This window comes from Stutzerimonas sp. C6.4V (genome assembly GCF_058536345.1).
This window is the reverse complement of the sequence record NZ_JBZUBM010000002.1, coordinates 362,037-384,554: the sequence shown is the minus strand read 5'-3', so window position 1 is coordinate 384,554 and position 22,518 is coordinate 362,037. Positions and strand designations below refer to the sequence as shown.

24 protein-coding genes are annotated in these 22,518 nt (G+C 61.8%); 17 read left to right on the top strand and 7 right to left on the bottom strand.

Features of this window, described 5'->3' with window-relative positions; genetic code table 11:
- Nucleotides 1-8: 8 nt before the first annotated feature.
- From flhA to AC4LFW_RS17615, 7 genes are all read right to left on the bottom strand, one after another.
- Nucleotides 9-2,105 (bottom strand): flagellar biosynthesis protein FlhA, encoded by a 2,097-nt coding sequence (flhA, locus tag AC4LFW_RS17645; RefSeq protein ID WP_491820751.1) that lies wholly within the window; start codon nt 2,103-2,105, stop codon nt 9-11.
- Entirely contained in the window at nt 2,102-3,241 is a 1,140-nt protein-coding gene (gene flhB, locus AC4LFW_RS17640) for a flagellar type III secretion system protein FlhB (protein ID WP_491820749.1), read from the bottom strand. Before flhB ends, flhA begins: the two co-directional genes overlap by 4 nt.
- Nucleotides 3,234-4,013: a flagellar biosynthetic protein FliR gene (gene fliR, locus AC4LFW_RS17635; protein ID WP_491822170.1), complete on the bottom strand. Its 780-nt coding sequence runs from the start codon at nt 4,011-4,013 to the stop codon at nt 3,234-3,236. The genes flhB and fliR overlap by 8 nt, the downstream gene beginning before the upstream one ends.
- 20 nt (nt 4,014-4,033) lie before the next feature.
- Nucleotides 4,034-4,306, bottom strand: a complete 273-nt coding sequence (locus tag AC4LFW_RS17630; RefSeq protein WP_045160116.1) for a flagellar biosynthetic protein FliQ — start codon at nt 4,304-4,306, stop codon at nt 4,034-4,036.
- 980 nt (nt 4,307-5,286) lie between these two features.
- Nucleotides 5,287-6,042, bottom strand: coding sequence for a flagellar type III secretion system pore protein FliP (gene fliP, locus AC4LFW_RS17625; protein WP_491820747.1), 756 nt, complete (start codon nt 6,040-6,042; stop codon nt 5,287-5,289).
- Nucleotides 6,039-6,410, bottom strand: coding sequence for a flagellar motor switch protein FliN (gene fliN, locus AC4LFW_RS17620; RefSeq protein WP_491820745.1), 372 nt, complete (start codon nt 6,408-6,410; stop codon nt 6,039-6,041). The genes fliP and fliN overlap by 4 nt, the downstream gene beginning before the upstream one ends.
- Nucleotides 6,407-7,246, bottom strand: a complete 840-nt coding sequence (locus tag AC4LFW_RS17615; RefSeq protein WP_491820744.1) for a FliM/FliN family flagellar motor switch protein — start codon at nt 7,244-7,246, stop codon at nt 6,407-6,409. The genes fliN and AC4LFW_RS17615 overlap by 4 nt, the downstream gene beginning before the upstream one ends.
- 436 nt (nt 7,247-7,682) lie before the next feature.
- Here AC4LFW_RS17615 and AC4LFW_RS17610 point away from each other — a divergent pair, with 436 nt between their 5' ends.
- From AC4LFW_RS17610 to AC4LFW_RS17530, 17 genes are all read left to right on the top strand, one after another.
- Nucleotides 7,683-9,068: a sigma 54-interacting transcriptional regulator gene (locus tag AC4LFW_RS17610; protein ID WP_491822168.1), complete on the top strand. Its 1,386-nt coding sequence runs from the start codon at nt 7,683-7,685 to the stop codon at nt 9,066-9,068.
- A gap of 22 nt (nt 9,069-9,090) precedes the next feature.
- Nucleotides 9,091-9,411, top strand: a complete 321-nt coding sequence (gene fliE / locus AC4LFW_RS17605; protein ID WP_491820743.1) for a flagellar hook-basal body complex protein FliE — start codon at nt 9,091-9,093, stop codon at nt 9,409-9,411.
- Between the two features lie 20 nt (nt 9,412-9,431).
- Nucleotides 9,432-11,111 carry a flagellar basal-body MS-ring/collar protein FliF gene (gene fliF / locus AC4LFW_RS17600; RefSeq protein ID WP_491820742.1) on the top strand — a complete coding sequence of 560 codons (1,680 nt, stop codon included), beginning with the start codon at nt 9,432-9,434 and terminating at the stop codon, nt 11,109-11,111.
- Nucleotides 11,083-12,150 (top strand): FliG C-terminal domain-containing protein, encoded by a 1,068-nt coding sequence (locus AC4LFW_RS17595; RefSeq protein WP_342407548.1) that lies wholly within the window; start codon nt 11,083-11,085, stop codon nt 12,148-12,150. Before fliF ends, AC4LFW_RS17595 begins: the two co-directional genes overlap by 29 nt.
- Nucleotides 12,151-12,156: 6 nt before the next feature.
- Nucleotides 12,157-12,855 (top strand): flagellar assembly protein FliH, encoded by a 699-nt coding sequence (fliH, locus tag AC4LFW_RS17590; protein ID WP_491820741.1) that lies wholly within the window; start codon nt 12,157-12,159, stop codon nt 12,853-12,855.
- Between the two features lies 1 nt (nt 12,856).
- Nucleotides 12,857-14,188, top strand: a complete 1,332-nt coding sequence (gene fliI, locus AC4LFW_RS17585; RefSeq protein ID WP_491820739.1) for a flagellar protein export ATPase FliI — start codon at nt 12,857-12,859, stop codon at nt 14,186-14,188.
- Nucleotides 14,185-14,610 carry a flagellar FliJ family protein gene (locus tag AC4LFW_RS17580; protein ID WP_491820738.1) on the top strand — a complete coding sequence of 142 codons (426 nt, stop codon included), beginning with the start codon at nt 14,185-14,187 and terminating at the stop codon, nt 14,608-14,610. The genes fliI and AC4LFW_RS17580 overlap by 4 nt, the downstream gene beginning before the upstream one ends.
- 171 nt (nt 14,611-14,781) lie before the next feature.
- Complete coding sequence (gene flgM / locus AC4LFW_RS17575; RefSeq protein ID WP_491820736.1) at nt 14,782-15,057, top strand: flagellar biosynthesis anti-sigma factor FlgM; 276 nt, start codon at nt 14,782-14,784, stop codon at nt 15,055-15,057.
- A complete protein-coding gene (gene flgN, locus AC4LFW_RS17570) occupies nt 15,054-15,494 on the top strand; it encodes a flagellar export chaperone FlgN (protein WP_491820734.1) in 441 nt (146 codons plus the stop codon). Before flgM ends, flgN begins: the two co-directional genes overlap by 4 nt.
- Nucleotides 15,495-16,108: 614 nt before the next feature.
- The gene (gene fliD, locus AC4LFW_RS17565) at nt 16,109-17,416 is read left to right on the top strand and encodes a flagellar filament capping protein FliD (RefSeq protein ID WP_491820732.1); all 1,308 of its coding nucleotides are present in this window, start codon (nt 16,109-16,111) and stop codon (nt 17,414-17,416) included.
- Nucleotides 17,413-17,811: a flagellar export chaperone FliS gene (gene fliS, locus AC4LFW_RS17560; protein WP_491820731.1), complete on the top strand. Its 399-nt coding sequence runs from the start codon at nt 17,413-17,415 to the stop codon at nt 17,809-17,811. The genes fliD and fliS overlap by 4 nt, the downstream gene beginning before the upstream one ends.
- A complete protein-coding gene (locus AC4LFW_RS17555) occupies nt 17,795-18,118 on the top strand; it encodes a hypothetical protein (RefSeq protein WP_491820729.1) in 324 nt (107 codons plus the stop codon). The genes fliS and AC4LFW_RS17555 overlap by 17 nt, the downstream gene beginning before the upstream one ends.
- On the top strand, nt 18,115-19,302 hold the full coding sequence (locus AC4LFW_RS17550) for a flagellar hook-length control protein FliK (protein WP_491820728.1): 1,188 nt from the start codon (nt 18,115-18,117) through the stop codon (nt 19,300-19,302). The genes AC4LFW_RS17555 and AC4LFW_RS17550 overlap by 4 nt, the downstream gene beginning before the upstream one ends.
- 36 nt (nt 19,303-19,338) lie before the next feature.
- Nucleotides 19,339-19,800 (top strand): flagellar basal body-associated FliL family protein, encoded by a 462-nt coding sequence (locus tag AC4LFW_RS17545; RefSeq protein ID WP_491820726.1) that lies wholly within the window; start codon nt 19,339-19,341, stop codon nt 19,798-19,800.
- Nucleotides 19,801-19,810: 10 nt separating this feature from the next.
- Entirely contained in the window at nt 19,811-20,545 is a 735-nt protein-coding gene (locus AC4LFW_RS17540) for a FliA/WhiG family RNA polymerase sigma factor (RefSeq protein WP_491820724.1), read from the top strand.
- Between the two features lie 2 nt (nt 20,546-20,547).
- Nucleotides 20,548-21,420, top strand: coding sequence for a flagellar motor stator protein MotA (gene motA, locus AC4LFW_RS17535; protein ID WP_491820722.1), 873 nt, complete (start codon nt 20,548-20,550; stop codon nt 21,418-21,420).
- Nucleotides 21,417-22,331, top strand: coding sequence for an OmpA family protein (locus tag AC4LFW_RS17530; RefSeq protein WP_491820720.1), 915 nt, complete (start codon nt 21,417-21,419; stop codon nt 22,329-22,331). The genes motA and AC4LFW_RS17530 overlap by 4 nt, the downstream gene beginning before the upstream one ends.
- The last annotated feature ends 187 nt before the right edge of the window (nt 22,332-22,518 follow it).

Here is a 22,518-nt window from a genome sequence, read left to right as displayed (position 1 = left end):
CGCTGATGTTAACCCAGCGTCCCGAGAATGTTCACCCCGACCCGATCTGGAATCTCGTTCTGCGACAGCACGTGCAGCCCTGGGCTGAACACCCGTGCGTAGCGCGACAGCAGCGGGCGCAGCTGCGGCATCACGGTAAGGATTGGTGGGTGGCCGTCCTTGCGCAGCTTTTCCTTCACCACCGGCATGCTGTTCTGCAGCTGGTTGAGCAGGCTCGGCTCCACCGGGATGTTGTCCAAACTGACCTGACCGGCTTGCTGAGCGATGGCCAAGGCGTTGAGTAGCGTATTTTCCAGCGCGTTTTCCAACACGAACACCGCCAGCTCGCGGCGATCTCCCGCGATCATCGAAACGATGCTGCGACGCAGGGCATAGCGCACATCGGCCGCCAGCAGCACCGGGTCCTTGGTGGTTTCGCTGCATTCGAGCAGGGTGCTGGCGATGGTTTCGATGTCGCGCAGCGGCACCTCCTCCTGCAGCAGCTGACGGTACACGCGCATCTGCTGGGTGTAGCTCAGCGCGCCTTTCAGGCTTTCAGCCAGCTTTGGCGCCTGCAGCGTCAGCCGTTGCATCAGGTGCTCGACGTCATCGTGCTTGAACAGGTCCGGCAGGTGCTCGCGCACCACTTTGTTCAGGTGGGTGGCGACCACGCTGGCGCAGTCGATCACCTGATAGCCGAGGTTCAGCGCCCGCGACTTGTCCGTCGGCTGAATCCACACCACCTGCATGCGGTACGCCGGATCGATGCCGAGGATGCCATCGATCTCGCCGTACAGCTCCGGCGAGGGGATCGCCATCAGGCGGTCGGCATGCAGCTCGGCGCCGTCGATCTTCTCGCCATTGATGTAGATGTCATATTGCGAAGCCTTGAGCCGCAAGCTGTCGCGAATCTGCACTTCCGGCAGCAGGAAGCCCAGGTGCTCGGAAAGCGTCTGGCGCACGCCGCGCACCCGCGCCGGCAGCGGCGCGCCCGAGGCTTCGTTGACCAGCCCGACCAGCTTGTAGCCCAGCGAAATCGACAAACGCTCGACCAGCGGAATGTCTTCCCAGGCCAGCGTCTGGGCCTTTTCCTTGTCCATCGCCTGGCCGAGCTGCTGGATCTCCTTGAGATCCGCTCCAGCCGCCGGCGGCTCGTGCAGCGACACCCGCCAGCCGATGAAACCGATCAGCGCGGCAAAGCCGATAAAGGCCAGGTGCGGCATGCCCGGCACCAGGCCGAGCACGAAGAGGATACCGGCCACGGTGTACAGCGAGGCCGGGTTGGCCAGCAGCTGGCGCTGCACCTGGCTGGTGATGTCGCTGGATTCGTTGATCCGCGTGACGATGATCGCCGCCGCGGTGGACAAGAGCAGCGCCGGAATCTGCGCCACGAGGCCGTCGCCGATGGTGAGCAGAGCGTACTGCTTGAAGGCTTCGCCAGCCGCCAGGTCGTGAGCGAACACGCCGATGGCGAAACCGCCGAACAGGTTGATCAGGAGGATCAGGATGCCGGCGATGGCGTCGCCGCGGACGAACTTGGACGCGCCGTCCATTGCGCCGTAGAAGTCCGCTTCCTTGGCCACTTCCTGGCGCCGCGCCTTGGCTTCTTCCTGCGTGACGAGGCCGGCGTTGAGGTCGGCATCGATGGCCATCTGCTTGCCCGGCAGGGCGTCCAGGGTGAAGCGCGCGGTCACTTCCGAAATCCGCTCACCGCCCTTGGTGATGACGATGAAGTTGATGATCATCAGGATCACGAACACCACCAGGCCGACGATGAAGTTGCCGCCGATGACCACTTCACCGAAGGCCTCGATCACCTTGCCCGCCGCGCCGGTACCGGTATGACCTTCGAGCAGCACCACGCGCGTCGAGGCGACGTTGAGCGTCAGGCGCATCAGCGTGGTGATCAGGATCACCGTCGGGAACAGCGAGAAATCCAGCGGACTTTTCGACGACACGCTGACCAGCAGCACCAGGATCGACATGGCGATGTTGAAGGTGAACAGCACGTCCAGCAGCTGCGGCGGCAGCGGCAGGATGATCATCGCGAGGATCGACAGGATGATCAGCGGAATCCCAATCCGTCCGCTGCTGAAGGTCGGCGTCAGTTTCTGAATCAGGCTCATGATCGGGCTCGGTTGAACAGTTCTTCGGGAATATGGATGTCGCTGGCCAGCCTGGGCTTCGCGCGCCGGCCTTGCTTCCAGGCCTTGAGCTGGAGGATGTAGGTCAGCACATGGGCTACGGCGGTATAGAGCGGCGCCGGAATCTGCTGGTTGACCTGGGTACTGAAGTAGATCGCCCGCGCCAGCGGCGGCAGCTCGACCACTTCCAGCCCGTTGGCCTGCGCCAGCTTGCGGATGTAAAGCGCGGTTTCATCGACGCCACGCGCGATGACGAAGGGTGTTTCGGCCTTCCTCGGGTCGTACTTGAGCGCCACGGCGTAGTGGGTCGGGTTGACGATCACCACGTCTGCATCCTTGATCACCCGGCTGATCTGGCGCTGGGCCAGTTGGCGCTGCAGCTGCTTGATCCGCGCCTTCACCTCCGGCCGGCCCTCCTGGTTCTTGTGTTCTTCTTTGCGCTCCTGCTTGGTCATGCGCATTTTTTTCAGGAAGAAGAAGCGCTGCAGCGGGATGTCGATCAGCGAGAACAGCACGAACACCAGCAGCAACGTGATCGCCAGGTCGAAGGTCAGCGAGAAGGCGCTGCCGATGGCGTTGCTGATGTCGCTGCGCTGCAGGGCGATGAGCTGGGGCGCGGCGTAATAGAGCTGGCCGACGGCCACGGCGAGCAGCGTGGCGATCTTCAGCAGCGATTTGAGCAGCTCGGTCCAGTTCTGCGCGCCCACCATCCGCCCAAGGCCGGTGATGGGGTTGAGCTTGCTGAAGGTCGGCGTGAAGTTCTTCGAGGCGAAGACCCAGCCACCCGGCACCAGGGCGAAGGCGATGACCAGGATCGGCGTGACCAGCAACGGCAGCAACACGCTGATGAACACCAGCAGGTTGTGGGTGAGGATCAGCTGCAGGTCGTCGACTGTCATTTCGCTCTTGTAGAAGTCGATGTACGAGTAGCTGAACGCCTGCTGCATGCCATCGAAGAAAAAGGCGATGCTGAACTTCAGCACCAGCAGGGTCACCAGCAGCGAGACCGTGGTGGCGACATCCTTGGAGCGGGTGACCTGGCCTTCGTCGCGACTCTTCTTGAGTTTCTGCTCGGAGGCCTCTTCGGTCTTGTCCTGGGTGCTGTTCTGCTCAGCCATCGCGACCGCTCCGCAGGATCTCGCAGATGTTGCCCAGCAGCTCCCGGGTCAGGTGCAGGTAGGCTTCCGAGAGGTTCGGCAGGGTCAGGTAGATCAGCACCAGCCCGGCGATGATCGCCATGGGAAAGCCCAGGGAAAACAGGTTCATCGCCGGCGATATGCGGTTGAGCAGGCCGAAGCAGAACTGCACCAGCGTCATGCAGAACACGATCGGCAGGGCGATCAGCAGCGCAGCGGAAATCACCCAGCTCAGCGACATGGCGATGGTCTGCAGGCCATCGAAGTGAATGCCGCTGCCGACCGGCCAGAGCACGAAGCTCTGGTAGATGATGGTGACGATCACCAGGTGCCCATCGGTGGCGAAGAACAGCAGCGCCAGCAGGATGAAATACAGCTGGTAGATGATCGAGGCCGAGGACACGCCGTTCATGGGGTCGTTGAACACCGCCATGGACAGGCCCAGCTGGGTCGAGACGATATCGCCGATCAGCGTGAACACCGTGAACACCAGCATCAGCGCCACGCCCAGCAGCAGGCCCATGGCGATCTGTTCCAGCGCCGTGAGAAGGCCCTTCAGGGACAGCGGGTCGATGGGCGCCGTTGCCGGTAGTGCGGCGGTGAGCACCACGGTCAGCGCAATGGCCAGCAGCACCCGCACGCGCACGCTGAGCGATTTGTGGCTGAACATCGGCGCCAGGCTGAACACGGCCATGATGCGGCAGAACGGCCACCAGTAACCGAGCAGCGACTGCAGGTACTGACCGACCTGCATGATGGGTTCGTTGCCCACGGCTAACCGACCAGCCGTCCGGCTTGGGTGAAGGTTTCGATGAACAGGTCGCTGAAGGTGCGCAGGATCCAGTGCCCGGCGAATACCAGCATGCCCAGGGTGATCAGCAGGCGCGGCAGGAAGCTGAGCATCTGTTCGTTGATCTGGGTGGCGGCCTGGAAAATGCTGATCAGCAGACCGCCGAGCAGGCTCGGCACCACCAGCACGCAGACCACCAGGACGATGACGTGGATGGCGTTGGAGATGATGTTGACGGCGGTGTCGGGGGTCAGCATAGGGGCACCTGGGAGGTGAGGGTGGTTGTGCCGGTTAGCGAGGCAGTAAGCCCATGTAAGAGCGAGCTTGCTCGCGAAGCTTTTAGGTTTGCGCTTCGGGAGGTACGGCCTATTTGCAGGCTTGGCTGAGGCATTGGTTTCGCCCTGCTGGGCGAGTCCCTTTTGGCAATTGCCCCAAAAGGAACCAAAAGGTCTTGCCCCTGCATCCGGGTCTCGCTGCGCTCGACTTCCCTCACTCCGGTGACGTTCCAGGGGCTCGCGGCGACGGGCCATCCATGCCGATGGCGGCCCCGACCCAACGCGGCTCTTGCGGCATCCATGCCGCTCAACCCCTTACACGCCACCTGCGCTCGGCCTTCTGAAAGGGGCGATTCGGTGACGTCTGTTGGGCAGTGCAACGAAGCGGAAGTAGGAGCTAAACGTAGGAACGCGAAGCTTACCCACCGGTTTTCGGAAAGGTTGTGTGCAGACGACTCAAGCGCCGATCTCGGTGGAAAATGCTCCGCAGTTTTCCACCCTACGAGATTTTCGTTTCTGCTCGGGACGTAAACACAGCGTTGTTGGGTCGAGACGCTTTTCCGATTTTTCCGCGAACGAACTATCAGACGACGCCGAACGCCCCTTTCAGGAGGCCGAATGAAATCCGCGCGGAGGGGAGCGAGCGGCATGGATGCCGCGAGAGGCGTAAAGGGCCAGGGATGGCCCTTGTACGCCGGCCCCCGGAGCGTGGATGGAATGAGGGAAGTCGAGCACAGCGAGACCCGGATGCAGGGGCAAGCGTTTTTGCTTACTTTTTTGGCAACTGAAAAAAGTGAGTCGCCCAGCAGGGCGAAACCAATGCGTCGGGTTGCCAGGGCAATGGGCCTAGGGCACCGAACCCAAAAAGCTTCGCGAGCAAGGACTAGGCGTTCCCCTGCGCTCCTACAGGAGGGTCCGATGAGTGGGTTCAGGCGCGCATGAACAGCATTCATCCCCATCACCTAAAACGGCTGAATACTGGTGGTCAGCGTACCCATCAACAACGCCCACCCATCCACCAACACAAACACCATCAACTTGAACGGCAACGAAATCATCATCGGCGACAGCATCATCATGCCCATCGCCATCAGCACGCTGGCGACCACCAAGTCGATTACCAGAAACGGCACGAAGATCATGAAGCCGAGCTGAAAGGCTGTTTTCAGCTCGCTGAGCACGAACGCCGGCAACAGCAGGGAGAAGTCCAGATCATCGAGATTCTCCGGCACTTCCTCGCCGGCCAGCGACACCATGGTTTCCAGCGAGGTCTTGTTGGTCTGCGCCAGCATGAACGCCGAGAGGCTGGTTTTGGACACGTCCAGCGCCTGCTCCAGGCTGATCTCGTCGTTCTGGAAGGGCTCGAAGGCCGCGCTGTGGATTTCCTGCCAGACCGGGCGCATCACCAGCAGGGTGACGATCAGCGCGATGCCGATCAGCACCTGGTTCGGTGGGCTCTGCTGCAGACCAATGGCCTGACGGAGGATGGCCAGCACGATGATGAAGCGTGTGAAGCAGGTCATCATCATCAGCATCGCCGGCAGGAAGCCCAGCAGCGTCATGATGATCAGGATCTGCAGCTTGATGCTGAATTCCTGGCCGTTCTCCGTATCGTTCAGGTTGAACAGCGTGATTTCGCCGTTAGCGGCCTGGGCTGCCAGCGGGAACAGGCTGATCAGCAACAGGCACAGCAGCGACAGCCCGCGGCGCAGTTTCATTGCGTCAGCGCATCCAGGCCGACACCGGACAGCTCGACGATACGCAGCCCGTAGCTGCCGTTCATCACCACCACCTCGGCCTTCGCGAACAGGGTGCCATTGACCTTAACGTCCAGCGGCTCGCCGGCCACTTTGTCGAGCACGATGACGCTGCTGGTGTCGCACTCCATCAGTTCCTTCAGCGAGATTTCCGCCGAGGCCACTTCGAGGGTCACGTTCACCGGGATCTTGCCGAAGAAGCTCAGGTCCTGACGGGGCGCCTGAGGCTGCGGGGCGGGCGCGACGGCCGGCTCATCGGCGGCGTCGAGGCTCAGGTCGCCCTCATTGATGAGGTTCTCGAATTCGTTGTCGGACAGTTGACCGGTCATTGGGATTTCACGCTTTCAAGTGAAGTGAGGAACAAGGCGCCGTCTTCTTCGAAGACAGTCCCCCGATAGAGCTTCTGCTGGTTAATGCGCACCTCGTAACGGTCCAGCGGGCGCACCATGAGAATGTCGTTGAGCTGCAGGCCGAGCACCTGCGACAGCGGCATCTGCACCGAGGCGACTACACAATCCAGGCGTACCGGCAGGTGCTGGATGTGATCCACCGGGTTGCCGGTCAGCCGGGCGGGCACCGGGCCGGCCAGGCGACTGGTCAGTTCATCGACCAGATCGGTGTCCAGATGAATGAAGATCGATGAACGGCTATCCGTCAGATGGCTGATGTATTCGAACTCAGCAACATATTCCCAAGTAGTTTCTTCGTAATCGTTTTCATAGCGCTCAAGTTCGCCAAACGTATCGCCGGATAATATTGAACGCGCAAAGATATAAGTCAGATCAAGGCCCAGTCGATCACGCATTCGTTGTTCGGAGGTGCTGATCGGTGGTGCTTCCTGGCTGGGCACGATAGTTCCGCCGTAGTAGCACTCGAGTGCCTCGGTGAGCAGTGCCCGGTCAATTGAAAAACCAACCTTGCCCATCGGTGAACGATAGATGCATTCCGGTGCTTTATTTGAAGGCTCTTGCACATCGACTTTGCTCAGCTCGAGGCTGATCCGGTAATTACGCAAGAAGTAATCGCCCATCAAGCGGGGGTTCTTGTTGGTGGTTTCCTTAATGAACTGAGGAATCTTGTGATGATGCCGGCCAAGCTTCTGCGGTTTCAAAACAGTCAGGCTTTGGGCGGGCACGCCATGGTGGACTTTTGAATTGCCAGACATGTTGTGAACGGTATTTCCTGGTTCTTGCGCGGAGGGCTGGGGCCAGTCGCGCGGGAATAAGCAGAAGAATGTTTGGCCAGGGCGGGATTTCGATGCCTGAGGTTACGGGCACGGCTCTAGCGTGCCGCCAGTCTAGGCTTGGGCGCGAGAAGGAATTAAATCAATAGGTATCAATTGATCTTTTTTGAGATCACTGATGAGCATTTGATTTTAATTTAGCGGAACTGATTGGGCGGTTCCGGGCGGGCTTGTTAGCGTGCGCGCAATTGTTTCGAGGACAGTCGGGGGTCGAATTCATCTCGTACGGCGAGTTGGACAGACAGGGCGACGAAAGTTCCAGAAGACTTAAATAAATTTTTCAGCGAATCCGGCGTTGTGCTCGCACAACAGGCGTAACGGCGCCAAGGTGGTCACATTGAACAGTGTCAGTCATGCAATGAACTACACCCGCGATGAGCTATTTGCTCCAGCGCCGGCGCGCAAGAAAATACTTATTGTCGGAAATTCCGCAGAGGCGGGTTGCGAGTTCCTTGAAGCGGGTCTGCGCAAGGAAGGTTGTGCGGTCTTTTCCTATGCCGGCCTGAATGATCTGGATAACGCCGCGTTGAAGGGCGCGTCGCTGGTTTTTATCCTGATCAGCGGCATGCAACAGCCAACTCTCTATACGCAGGTCGATTCACTGATTCGTCGTGGACGCGCCATCAGCGTTATTCCCGTCGTGCAATACGCAGATCAGGCAAAGGCCGCCGCCTTACTTGAACTGGGTTGTGTTGATTATTTGTTGTCGCCGTTCAGCGAAAGTCAGTTAAGCGCATTGTTGCGTCGCCAGGAATTCGCCGACGCGGCCCAGGAAAGTTTCGTCTCCTGCTCCCAGGCTGGCCGCCGTTTGCTGGCCATGGCGCAGCGTGTATCACTGACGCGGGCGCCGATCCTGATCACCGGTGAAACCGGAACCGGCAAGGAGCTGATGGCGCGTTACATCCATCGTTTCTCTGCCAGCGCCGACGCACCCTTCATTGCAGTCAACTGCGCGGCGATACCCGAGCAGATGCTCGAATCAATTCTGTTCGGCCATGAAAAGGGCGCCTTCACCGGCGCAGTGACGGCCCAGCCGGGCAAGTTCGAACTGGCCAACGGCGGCACCCTGCTGCTCGATGAAATCGGCGAGCTACCGTTGGGGCTGCAAGCCAAGCTGCTTCGCGTTCTGCAGGAGCAGCGCGTGGAGCGCCTCGGCGGGCGCAAGGAAATCGAGCTCAACGTACGCATCATCGCCGCGACCAACCGCGATCTGCAGGCGGAAGTGGCGCAGGGGCGTTTCCGCGCTGACCTGATGTTCCGCCTCGACGTGCTGCCGCTGCACATCAGCCCGCTGCGTGAGCGCAAGGAAGACGTACTGCCTCTCGCTCGCCGCTTCGTGGCCAAGTACGCGCCGCAGGAAGCCGACGAAGAACTGTTCACCAGCGATGCCTGCCGCGCCCTGCTTCAGCATGACTGGCCGGGCAATGCCCGCGAACTTGAAAACACCGTGCAGCGGGCCTTGGTGTTGCGCAATGGGCTGTTCATCCAGCCACAAGACCTCGGGCTGGCAGCACCGCCGCAAGCCGAAGCGCGTGTCGAGCGGCTGCCGCAGCCCGCGATTGAAACCGGCAAGGCTGCCCTGCGCGCCAGTGGCAAGTGGGCCGAGTACCAGCATGTGATCGACACCATCCGCAAGTTCGACGGGCACAAGACCAAGGCTGCTGCCAGCCTCGGGATGACCTCCCGAGCTTTGCGCTACCGCCTCAATGCCATGCGCGAGCAGGGCATTGAGCTGAATTTCTGATTTCTACTAGGGAGAGCCAGCGATGAGTTCAATCACTCAGGTGCAGCAGGATCTGCTGGGCCGGATGCAGCAGCTTCAGGATGTCGCCACTGGCACGGCCATCAAGCCGGCTGACCAGGCGGCGCCCGATGCGGGCGGGATGTTCATGGCGGCGATGCGTTCGGTCGATGCCCAGCAACACCAGGCCGGCGCAGCCATGGCCGCGGTGGACAGCGGCAAGAGCGATGACCTGGTGGGCGCAATGATCGACAGCCAGAAGGCCAGCGTGTCGTTCTCCGCGTTGCTGCAAGTGCGCAACAAACTGACCACGGCGTTCGATGACGTCATGAGAATGCCGCTGTGATCGAGCGTGAGAGCTAAGCCGTGTTTGAAAAACTGAAAAGCAGGATGCCAGCAGGTGGCTTCCAACTCGACCCGCGGGTAACGCTCGCCGGCATGGCGGTGATCGCTGCCGCGCTGGCGGTGGCCGTGGCCTTCTACCTGTGGCGCGACAACGGCTCGTTCCGGCCGCTGCATGGGGCCGGTGAAGCCTTTCCGGTCGCCGAGGTGATGCAGGTTCTCGATGCCGAAGCCGTGCAATACCGCATCCATCCGCAGAGCGGGCAGATTCTGGTGCGTGAGGACCAGCTGTCCCGTGCACGCATGCTGCTCGCCGCCAAGGGTGTGAAGGTCGCACTGCCGGCCGGCTACGAGCTGTTCGACAAGGAAGAGCCGCTGGGCACCAGCCAGTTCGTTCAGGACGTGCGCCTCAAGCGCAGCCTGGAAGGCGAGCTGGCGCGCACCGTGATGTCGCTCAAGGGTATCCAGCATGCCCGTGTGCACCTGGCGCAGGAGGAGAACAGCTCCTTCGTGGTCAGCAAGCGCGCGCCGACCAAGGCCTCGGTGATGGTACAGCTCGAACCCGGCTACAAGCTGAGCGCGGATCAGGTTGGCGCGATCGTCAATCTGGTGGCCGGCAGCGTGCCCAACCTCAAGGGCGAAGATGTTGGCGTGGTCGATCAATACGGCGCACTGCTGTCTCGCGGTCTGAATGTCGGTGGTGGCCCATCGCAGAGCTGGGGTGCGGTGGAGGAGTACCAGCAGAAGGCCGTGGCCAATATCGAGGAAGTGCTGGCGCCGGTGCTGGGCAGCGGTAACTACCGCATCAGCGTCGCGGCCGATATCGACTTCAGCCAGAAGGAAGAGACGCTCCAGTCCTACGGCGATACCCCGCGTCTGCGTCGTGAAGTGCTGAGCAATGAGAGCGCGCTGGATCAACTGGCGCTGGGCGTGCCCGGCTCGCTGGCCAACCGACCTGTTGCCCCGCCGAAGGAAGGCGAGGAGCCCAAGCCGGCCCCAGGCGAGACCAAGGGCGCGACCTCCCTGCGCGAAGAATCTACCCGTCAACTTGACTACGACCAGAGCGTGATCCACGTGAAACACGCCGGTTTCGCCCTGCGCCAGCAGAGTGTGGCGGTGGTGCTTAACGCCGCCGCCGCGCCGGAGGGCGGCTGGAGCGAGGAGGCCCGGGCGGAACTCGAGGCCATGGTCCGCAGCGCCGTCGGTTTCAAGGAAGCGCGTGGCGACCTGCTGACCCTCAGCGTGCTGCCCTTCGCCGCTGTTGAAACCGTCACTGAAGAAGTGCCGTGGTGGGAAAACAGCCAGGTGCATGCCCTGGCCAAGCTCGGCGTGGCTGGCCTGATCGCACTGCTGCTGCTGTTGATCGTGGTACGTCCGGCTGTTCGCAGCCTGACCCTGCGCAACGCGCCAGGCGAAGCTGATCCGGTTGCACTGGAAGGCACTCTGGCGGCTGCGCCCGGGCCGCTGCCCATCGAGGCCGAGACCCGCGCGGCATTGGCCAGCCCACGGCCCAGTGGCGACGGCATCCATGTATTCGGCGAACTCAATCCGCTCTCGGAAATTCGCCTGCCAGCGCCCGGTTCGGGGCTGGAGCTACAGATCGAGCATTTGCAGATGCTCGCCAAGAACGACCCGGAGCGCGTTTCGGAAGTCATCAAGCATTGGATAGGCCGCAATGAAAGAGACCTCAACCCAGCCAGCTGAGTCGGTGACCGGCTCGAGCAAGGAAATCAAGGCGCGCCCGGTGCAGTTGCGCTCGGTGAGCTCGCTGGATCAGGCGGCGATCCTCATGCTGAGCATGGGCGACGACATTTCCGCGGGCATCCTGCGCAACTTTTCCCGTGAGGAAATCATCAGCATCAGCCAGGCGATGGCGCGTCTGTCCAACGTCAAGCAGCCGATGGTTTCCGATGTGATCAGCCGCTTCTTCGACGATTACAAGGAGCAGAGCAGCATCAAGGGCGCCTCGCGGACTTACCTGTCCGGCATGCTTGGCAAGGCGCTGGGCGGCGACATCACCCGTTCGCTGCTCGACTCCATCTATGGCGAGGAGATCCGCGCCAAGATGGCCAAGATGGAGTGGCTCGATCCCAAGCAGTTCGCTGCGCTGATCGCCAAGGAGCATGCGCAGATGCAGGCGGTGTTCCTCGCTTTCCTGCCGCCGGGCATGGCCACCGACGTGCTCGAGTGTATGCCGGCCGAGCGTCAGGACGAGCTGCTCTACCGCATCGCCAACCTCAGCGAGGTCAACAGTGACGTCATCGCCGAGCTGGAGCAGCTCATAGATCGCAGCCTGCAGGTGCTCACGAACCAGGGTTCGCAGGTGCGTGGCGTCAAGCAGGCGGCGGACATCATGAATCGCTTCAAGGGCAACCGTGACCAGATGTTCGAGCTGTTGCGCGCCCACAACGAAGAACTGGTGGGCAAGATCGAGGATGAGATGTATGACTTCTTCATCCTCTCGCGGCAGAACCAGGACGTGCTGCAGACCCTGCTGGAAGTGATTCCGCTGGAAGAGTGGGTGGTTGCGCTCAAGGGCGCCGAGCCGGCGCTGGTCAATGCCATTCAAGGCGCGCTGCCCAAGCGTCAGGCGCAGCAGATGGAGTCGATCAACCGTCGCCAGGGCCCAGTGCCCCTGTCGCGGGTGGAGCAGGTGCGCAAGGACATCATGGCCGTGGTCCGGGACATGTCCAACGAAGGCGACCTGCAGGTTCAGCTGTTCCGCGAACAGACGGTCGAGTAAACGCCGATGAGCATCAAGATCATCAAGGGTGAAGGCCGCTCCTGGCGCCCATTCCGCTTCCCGCCTCGCGTGCGTACCGCAGCTGAGCTGGCCGACAGCGTTGCCGGCGACCCGGCGGCGCTGCAGCGCGCCGTGGCCGATGGGTTTCAGGAAGGCATCGACAAAGGCTACGAGCAGGGACTGGAGCAGGGCCGTGAAGCCGGGCATCGCGAAGGTTTCGAGCGTGGCGTCGAGGATGGTAAAGCGATCGGGCGTGAAGAAGGTCGTGTCATGGGGCGCCGCGTATTCGACGAGGCGGCGCGGCCAATGGATGAGCTGGTCATGCGCTTCGAGCAATTCCGGCAGGAATTCGAACAGGCGCGTCGTGACCAGTTGCTGGAGCTGGTGCAGAAAGTCTCCAAGCAGGTGATCCGCTGCGAACTGACCCTCCATCCGACGCAGTTGTTGACCCTGGCCGAGGAAGCCCTGTCGGCCATGCCAGGTGATCAGGAAGACGTCCGTATCCTGCTCAACCCCGAGGAATGCACCCGGATCAAGGAGCTGGCACCCGAGCGTGCGGCGGCTTGGCGTCTGGTCCCGGATGAGAAGCTGGCGCTTGGAGAATGTCGCGTAGTCACGGCTCAGGCCGAAGCCGATATCGGCTGCCAGCAGCGTCTCGATTCATGCATGGACACGCTGGCCGAACACATCAAGGCGGAAGCCTGAAATGTCCCTGCGTGAGAGCTTCCGGCTCGACGAAGCGTTGCGCTCGCTGGATACGGTACAGCTGGCGAAGGTCAGCGGCCGGCTGGTGCGCGTCTCCGGCATGCTGCTGGAGAGCCTCGGCTGCCAGCGCATGACCGGTCAGCGCTGCTTCGTCGAACAGGGCGACGGCAGCATGCTCGAAGCGCAGGTGGTGGGCTTCAACCGCGATATCACCTACCTGATGCCGTTCAAGAAGCCGGTGGGGCTGACCTCCGGCTCGCGCGTGTTTCCCGCGCCGGACGACGCCAAGCTGCATATTGATGAGTCCTGGTTGGGGCGCGTGGTCAATGGTCTCGGCGAGCCGCTGGACGAAATGGGCAAGCTCAGCGGGCGCGATCCACTGCCCACCGAGCTGCCATCGGTCAATCCACTCAAGCGCAAGCCGGTCAGCGAACCGCTGGACGTCGGCGTGCGGGCCATCAATTCCATGCTCACGCTCGGCAAGGGCCAGCGCGTCGGCCTGTTCGCCGGTTCCGGTGTGGGCAAGAGCGTGCTGCTTGGGATGATTACCCGGCAGACCAAGGCCGATGTGGTGGTGGTCGGGCTGATTGGCGAGCGAGGGCGCGAAGTGCAGGAGTTTCTGCTGCACTCGCTGGGTGAAGAAGGGCTGAAGAAGGCCGTGGTGGTGGTGGCGCCGGCCAACGAGTCGCCGCTGATGCGCCTCAAGGCCACCGAGCTGTGCCACAGCATCGCCGCTTATTTCCGCGACCAGGGCAACGATGTGTTGTTGCTGGTCGATTCCTTGACCCGCTACGCCATGGCCCAGCGCGAGATCGCCCTGGCGCTCGGTGAACCGCCGGCGACCAAGGGCTATCCGCCGTCGGTATTCGGCATGCTGCCGGAGCTGGTGGAGAGCGCCGGCAATGGTGCCAACGATAAGGGCAGCCTCAGCGCGCTCTACACAGTGCTGGCCGAGGGCGACGACCAGCAGGACCCGATCGTCGATTGCGCGCGGGCGATTCTCGACGGGCACATCGTGCTGTCGCGGCGCCTGGCCGATGCCGGGCACTACCCGGCCATCGACGTCTGCGCTTCGGTCAGCCGCTGCATGAGCCAGGTCGGCCAGCCGCCGCATCTCGGCGCGGCGCGCCAGCTCAAGGAGTTCTACAGCACCTACGAGAAGATCAAGGAATTGATCCCGCTGGGCGGCTACAGCCCGGGCGCGGACCTGAAAACCGACCGCGCCGTGAAGCTGGCACCCACCATCGAGCGCTTCCTGCGCCAGGAAGTGGGCGAGGCCGCGGAGCTGGAAACTAGTCTCACCATCCTGCAGAGCATCATCAAACAACCATGAAGCAGCAGATCGAAACGCTCACGCGCCTGGCCAGCCTGCGTGGCAACCGGGTCAAGCAGATGCTCGGTCAGGTTCAGTACCAGCAGAACCTCTGCCAGCGCTATCGCAACAACATCACGGGCCTGAGCCGCCTGTGTGGTTTCTCCGTGCCGATGAATACACCGCTGCAGCGCGACAACCAGCAGCGCTACAAGGCCACGCTGTACAAGATGGTCGAGCTGCAGCGGCGTGAGCTGGTTGTCGCTGAACAGGCGCTGGTGCGTATCCAGCAGGAGCTGCTGCAGGCCATGCGCAGCGAGAAGGTGGTCGAGCATGTGATCGACGCCAAGATGCAGCAGTGGCAGCAGCTGTTGATGGCGCAGGAGCAGAAGATTCAGGACGGTCTGGCGGCGCAGACCTGGTGGCGCAATCAGATAGCCTAGGCTGCTTTGGCTCGGTAGTGCATCGTAGGAGCCAGCTTGCGAGCGATCATGGTGGCCCGGGCGCCGCACGGCGCTAACGGCGCCACTCGTCCGTCCGATTGCAAAAAAGATTTAAGTAAACCGCCCGAGCGGTCGCTTGTTAGGCAGTAACCACTGAGTTGGAACGAAATCATGGAAATCAGCCGGCAGTTCAAGCCCGCCATTGCAATGCCCTCCGAGACCGCCGCGGCGCGTCCGGCCAGCGCTCGTCCCACCGCCCAACCTGCCGCGCGCCCGGCCGCTAGCCTGCCGCTGGAGCAGATGCATGATGCCCTGCGCGCCATGCCCGAGGTCGATCTGGACCGCGTCGCGGCCATCAAGCAAGCCCTGCAGCGCGGCGAGATCTCCACTGACGTGGGTGAGCTGGCCAGCAGCATGCTCAGCTATCACCGCGGGAACGATGCGTGAGCCAGCGCGAAAAGCTGCTGGCCGTCGTCGATGACGACCTGCAGCAGGATTACGGTGACTACCTCGCCTTGCGCGAGCTGATGCAGGAGCTTTACGGTCGTCTGCTCGAACGCGATGTGCCGGAAATCGACCGCATCAACCTGCAGATTACCGTTCGTGTCGAAGCCATTGCCTCACGCGCCCAGCGCCGCAGCAAGGTGCTGGCGGCGTTCCGTCTGGAAACCTCGGGCGTGGGCATGCGCCGCCTGCTGTCCAGCTGCACGGGTGAGCGCGGTGAATCCCTTCAGCGACATTGGGAGCAGGTCGGAGATCTTGCTGTGCAGTGCCAGCAGTTCAACGAGCACAACGGCAAGCTGCTCGCCATGCACCACGACATCCTTCAGCAACTGCTCGCCGGTGGGCAGGACGCCCGGCTTTACTCGCCGCAGGCCTACTGAGGCGCAACGTGACATCTCAGCGCCTTCCCGTGAGCAGAGCACGTCGCGCTGGCCCCATAGCGGGATAAATCATGCAGCGTGTTTTAAAGCGAAACGTTGGATGGAAAAGCTAACCCGTCTTACGTCCAGTGGCGGTCGAGGTTTCCTCTAGTCCGCTGATCGCCATCAAGCTGGCTCCTACAGGAGCGCGCTATCGCGGCGGCGGCTGTCTGTCGTGACGCACCCAACCTGCACGTATCGCCTTTCGTAGGAGCCAGCTTGCTGGCTATCAAAGTCTGCGAGCGCCATCAGGTCAAAAGGCTCGCCTCGAGCCCAAGCCTTCCACAGCTCAATCCACTGCAGGGCGCTTTTGGGCGCGACCCACGATCGTCAAGCCGCTCGCTCTGATAAGGATTAATCCTTTTCGGTTGCCGCTTTCACTCCCTCGCCTTTCACGTCGCCTTTATAGACAGATGTTCCGCCACCGACCGAGGCGGAAACGGTACTTCCCCGTTTCCTCGTCTTGTCGCGTTGCGGAAGCCTTTTTTCTGCATGGCCGGCTCTGAAACGCCCGCAATACGGGTATTCGAGAACTGGCATCCAACTTGCTCTACCTGTTTCAAGAGGGGATGGTGATGGCTATAAATTCCGATTACGTACAGCAGATGTCGACGCAGTTGGCGACCTACGAGGTTCAGTCTTCGTTGGATCGGCTTAACCGCAACGAAGCCCGCTACAAGGCGCAGCGCGATGCGTTGAGCGCGTTGCGCACGTCGATGAGTACCTTCAAGTCGGCCATGACCAAGCTCAACAGCAGCACATCGAGCATGCTGACCAACAGCGCGACCTTCAGTCAGGAGGGTTACGCCACCGCTACCGTGGGCACCACCGCAAAAGCCGGCACCTATGACTTCTTCGTTGAGCGTCTGGCGAGCAAACAGCAGGTCGCTGTACAAGGCTTGGCGGATGGCAGTCTGAGCGGCACCCTGACGCTGAACGCCCAGGCCTTCGACCTGAGCAAGTACGCCACGCTGAGCGATGCCGCCACAGCGATCAACGATGCGGGTCTTGGCGTGCAAGCGACGCTGGTACGCAGCGACGGTGCGGTCAGCCTGGTGGTGACGAGCGAGCAATCCGGCGCGGCCAATGCCTTCAGTCTTTCCATGACGGGAAATGCCGCTGCGACCACGACTGAGCTATCCACCGCGCAGGACGCCTTGATTCGTCTGGGTGGTAGCTACGGCGCTGGCGGCATCGAGCTGACCAGCGCCAGCAACACGTTCACCGATGTCATCGATGGCGTCAGCCTGACCGTGAGCAAGACCCATACGGCGACTGACACACCCTTGACTGTCACGGTGGGTCAGGACAAGGCCGGGACCCAGGCCAAGGCGCAGACCTTCATCGATGCCTTCAATGCCCTGATGACCAGTTTCGATTCGCTGACCGCCAGCGGCAGCGACAGTGACAAGCGTGGCGCCCTGGCGGGCGACTCCAGCGTGCGCTCCATCGAGAGCCGCCTCAACAGCCTGCTGCGTTCCGACTTTGGTGGCAAAAGCCTGATCGAGTTCGGTATCAGTGCAGACCGTAACGGCAAGCTGACGATCGACGCCAAGCGCTTCGAAGCCGCTGTCGCCAACGATCCTGCGGGATTCGAGGAGCTGTTCACCGGTACGGACAAGCTGCTCGACAGCATGGACAAGACCGTCGCGAGCTACACCAGCAGCACCAACGGCCTGCTGAAAAACCGCATGGACACGCTGGACATGAGCCTGCGCCGCATCGACGAGCAGTTCGAGACGCTCCAGCAGCAGTACGACACCCATTACAGCCGCTACCTCCGGCAGTTCACCACCATGATGCAGACCATGCAGAGCATGGAGCAGACCAGCGGGATGTTCTCGATGCCAACCCCATCGCAAGCTAACGGATTGTTCTCATGAACAGCTATCACCCTAACGACAGCTATGACAGCTACCGCTCGGTAGACCTCGAAGCGCGTGCAGCGTCGGCTTCGCCATACGAACTGGTGCTGTTGCTGATGGACGGCCTGCTGGACGAGCTGGCCCGTGCCCGCGGCCACATCGAACACAAGCGTTACCAGCAGAAAGGCATATCGCTGGAAAAGTGCATGAACATCCTCAACGGCCTTAATGGTGCCCTCGATGAAGAGGGCGGTGGTGAGGTGGTTCAGGGGCTGGCGCGTCTCTACGAATACTGCATCTACCGGCTTTCGGACGTCAGCGTGTCGCTGTCGCTGGAAGGGCTGGACGAAGTGATCAACCTGCTCGGGATTCTCCGCGAGGGCTGGGAGGGCGTCAGTGCCGCCCGTAAGTGACAGCGAGCGCCTGATGGCGCTGCACGGCGAATTGCAGGCTGCGTTGCAGAGCGATGACTGGACCGCTGTCGCCACGGTTGACGCGGCGATCCGTCAGTGCCTCGAGACACTGGCCGGGCGGCTTGAACTGGACGAGCCGACGCAGGCCGCTAAGAACCGCCTCAAGCAGCTTCACGGGGAAGGGCTGCAAGCTTGCGCCGACGAGTGCGAACGCCTGCGCCTGCTGTTGTTGAACCACCTCGAGTACGCCGAAGGGCGTGCCGCCTACCAGCGCATTGACATGTTCCAAGCCGGAGACAGGGGATGATGATCCAGTCGATTTCAGCAACGCGTGCCGCTGCGGCAAGTGGGGAATCCGCGCTGCCGGTGGCCGCTCGTGCGAGCCAGGGTGGGCAGCCCACAGCCGGCCGGGCTATGGCAGGCGATGCCATGCGCGGCTTTGGTGAGCGCATGCTGCTGGCGTCGACCGCGGACAAGGATCTGCCTTCGGAACTTACCGACCCATCGCTGCAAGGTGCTCTGCCCGTGTTGGTTGTTGAGCCGGGCCAGCCGATCCCGGCTGGCGGTAATGACAGTCAGGGCAGCGAAACACCCCAGGAGTTGACGCCTGAACAATGGCTGCTGGGCATGCTGGATCAGCAACTTGCAGCGATCCAGGCGCGCGACGCTGCACAAGTGGGCAACGCGCCCGCCCCGGTGCCGCAGGCGTTGCCGGACTCCGTCACGTCCGCCGCCGATGATGTGTTGATCGTATTGCCGGGTCAGGCTCAGGTTACCCAGGCCGTGGTAGAGGCCGCTCCGGCCGATCCGCTGGTCACCTTGATGAGCACCAGGAGCCAGCGCGGCCCTGTTGAAGTCAGCCAACTGGTGGCGGCCATGTCCAAGCTCGCGGGAGATATGGGCACTGCTCAACCTGCTGGCGTCGCGGCCACGCCGCTGGACCCCATGCAAAACGCCGCGCTGGATTCGGTTCTGGACGCTGTTGAGTCACTTGAACCCGGCGAGCCGCTGAACATAGCGGCCGAGCGCGCGCAAGCCGCACCGCTGCAGTCGGCTGATCGCGCGCTGAAATTGCAGGCGCCAGAAGCCAAATGGGGCGAGCAGATGTTGCACGTCCTGCGCGAGAACGTGGATCTGCAAATCCAGCAAAAGATTCAGAGCGCCACCATCCGCCTCGACCCGCCGGAGCTGGGCAGCATGGAAATCCTGCTCAGCCACGAGTCGGGACGGCTCAATGTGCATCTGTCTGCCGCGAACACCGATGTGGCGCGCCTGCTGCAGCAGACCAGCGACCGTCTGCGCCAGGAACTGGTGGGCCAGCACTTCGTCCAGGTCAACGTGCAGGTCGGCGCCGACGGCGGCGGTCAGCAGGGCCAGCCGCGTCAACGGCCTGTGCTTGCAGGGGAAGAGGCACCTCTGGCGGCCCGGCCGCAGGAGCAGGAACAGCAACGTGAAAGCGGCCGCGCCCGGGACGTCCTGGTAACGGTTTGACCCGTTTCAATTCAATCAGTCATTTGTGAGTGAGTTATGTCAACGTCCCGTATTGTCCTGCTGATGCTGTTGCTCAACGTCCTGACGGTTGCCGGTGGCGTTGGCGCCAGTTACTGGCTGCTCAAGCCCGGCCTGGAAGGCGCCAACTCGGAAGAAGTGGCAGAGGCCGAACCGGTCGAGCCATCGGAATACGTGTTCTTCCCGGTGCAGAAAGTCATCGTCAGCGTGCGCGGCGACGGCCAAGAGCACTACTTCGTGCTCGATCTGGCGCTGCAGGCGGACGCATCGGACGAGCCGCCGAAATTCGAGCAGGCCGAACCCATCGTGCGTAATTCGGTGGTGGGCTACCTGTCGTCCCTCCCGTTCGATGAATTGCGTGGGCTGAAGATCGGTGAGTTGCAGGAGCGTCTGGAAACGGCCCTGTTCGCCGATTTTGCCGCCAAGAATGCAGCAGTGCCCTTCAAGCACGTGCTGGTCAACAAGCTGATCGTGCAGTAAAGGCCGCGCCATGAGTGCCACTTGCCCCATCGTCTACTACGGCGCCACGCCGGCCGGCCCCTCGGTGTTCGCACCGGCGGTCGAACAGCGCTGGCTGATGCAGTACCTGCCGCTGGTCAAGCGCATCGTCCGGCAGCTGTCCCTGCAGGCCAACCAGGTGCTCGACCGTGAGGACATGGAACAGATCGGCATGATGGGGCTGCTTGAAGGCTTGCGTCGTTACGGCGAGCCGGACGAAGGCTTCGGTAAGTTTGCGTCCCTGCGTATTCGCGGCGCGATTCTCGATGAGCTCCGTCGTCAGGACTGGCGCCCTCGCCAGGTCCGGCAGCAGGCACACAAGGTGCGGGATGCGATTCGCGACCTGTCACGTCAGCTGGGCCATGAACCCAGCGATGAGGAAATCAAGGCCCACACCGGCCTCGATGAAAAGGAATACCAGGCATTTCTCTGTGCTGATTCATCAGAGGCCATCGAAAGCCTTGATGAGCTGTTGCAGAGCGGTCACGAATATTTTCCGGATACCACCGAGTTGTTCGAGGAACGTCTGATCAAGGAGCGAGTGCTGGCCCAGGCCCTGGCACGGCTGGATGAGCGTGAGCGGCTGGTACTGACGCTGTACTACCAGCACGAACTGAGCCTGAAGGAAATTGCCCTGGTGCTGGAAGTCAGCGATGCCCGGGTCTGTCAGCTGAGCAAACAGGCGATCGGCAAGGCCTGTCGCTTTTTAACCGAGAGAAGTCAGTAGTCATGCAGAAAGTATTAGGCGCCTTCATCATTATCGGCTGCGTCCTTGGCGGCTACGCCATGGCGCATGGCGACATGCGCATGCTCTGGCAGCCGGCCGAGGTGGTCATCATCCTCGGTGCCGCGCTTGGCAGTCTGGTCGTGGGCAATCCCAAGGAAGTGCTTATCGAGATGCTGCATCAGATCAAGGACGTTTTTGCCTACAAGCGCCGCGGTGAAGAATTTCAGCGACAATTGCTGATGCTGCTCTATGAACTGCTGGAAATGGTCGACGTAGGCGGTCTCAAGGTGCTCGATTCGCACATCGAGGAGCCGGAGCAGAGCGATCTATTCGTTCGCTACCCGCTGATCCTTCAGGAAAAGAACCTGATGGCCTTTATTGCTGACAACTTCCGTCTGATGGCGATGGGCAAGATCACCGCGCACGAGCTGGAAGGCTTCCTCGAGCAGGAGCTCGAAGCCATGGAGCACGCGCTGCTGCAGCCGGCGCGTTCCCTGCACAAAATCGGTGAAGCCATGCCCGGCTTCGGCATTCTTGCGGCGATCATGGGCATCATCATCACAATGGGCAGCATCGGTGGCAGCGTCGCAGAAATCGGTGCACACGTGGCCGCAGCGCTGGTGGGAACCTTCCTCGGCATCTTCTTCTGTTACTGCCTGATGGACCCGCTCTCCAATGCCATGAGCCAGCGGATCAAGACCGAGCTCTCCGCGCTCGAATGCGTTCGTACTACCCTTGTCGCTCACGTGGCCGGCAAGCCCACATTGCTGGCGGTCGACGCTGGCCGCAAGCTGATTGAGCAGGATGTGAAGCCTGCTTTCCGCCAGCTGGAAAAATGGGTGACCCAGTATGAGGAAGAAAGGGACGCCGCATGAGGAGCCGGGACAAGAACAAAGGCGGCGGCGACCACGAGATCATCATCAAGCGTCGTGGCAAAAAGGGTCACGGCGACGAGCATGGTGGTGCCTGGAAGGTGGCCTTTGCCGACTTCACCCTGGCGATGATGGCGCTGTTCATGGTGCTGTGGATCATCCAGCCGCAGATGAATCAGACCAACCCGTCCTTTGGCGAGATGGAAAGCAACCCGCTGGTCGACGGTGGTGCCGGTATCTTCGACGGCACCAGCACCTCGCCGCTGGAACTCGACGGGGTGCCGGTGCGGCCCCCGCGGGCCGATGAAGCCGACCATAAGGATGTGAAAAGCGATCGGGATGGCAGCCGTAGCTATGGCTCGACCGAAGAGCTGAAAAAACTTGCCGAGCTGATGCGTGAGGTCGCCAGCGAAGTCGATGCCCTGGCTAACCTGGAGGTCGACGTGGTCCCGCAGGGGCTGCGCATCCTCATCAAGGACGACCAGCAGCGCTTCATGTTCCAACGCGGTAGTGCGACGCTCAATCCGCATTTCCAGAAGCTACTGGGTGTGTTGGCGGGCGTGCTGGCGAAGGTGGATAACAAACTGATCATCAGCGGCCATACCGACGCCACGCCGTATCGGCAGAACAACGGCTACAACAACTGGAACCTGTCCGGTGATCGCGCCTTGCGCGCGCGCAATGCACTGGTTGACTCAGGTCTGGGCGAAGGCTCGGTGCTGCAGGTAACGGCCCAGGCGGACGTCATGCCGTTGCACCCCGAGGACCCACAGAGCGGCGCTAACCGCCGCGTGGAGATCCTCTTGCTCACCGCCTCAGCCGAAGCGCTGTACAAGGAACTGTTCGGCGACAGCTACGGCAAGGTGCGCTTCTCTGAAAGCGGGGCGAGCTATAGCGGAGCGGCCGCTAACTAAGGATCTGGTGGCCAGCTTGGTAGGTGTGACATCTGAGCGCAAGCGATGATGTCGCGCTTCCAGGGCGTCGAGAGCCCACCGCTTGCGCAGAAGTCAGCTTGCTCCCTTAAGGGAGCCGCGCAGAAGGGAGGAAGCGGCTGCAACAGGTAAGGCGTTGTCTTGAATGGGATAGGAAGCCAGCCTGGCT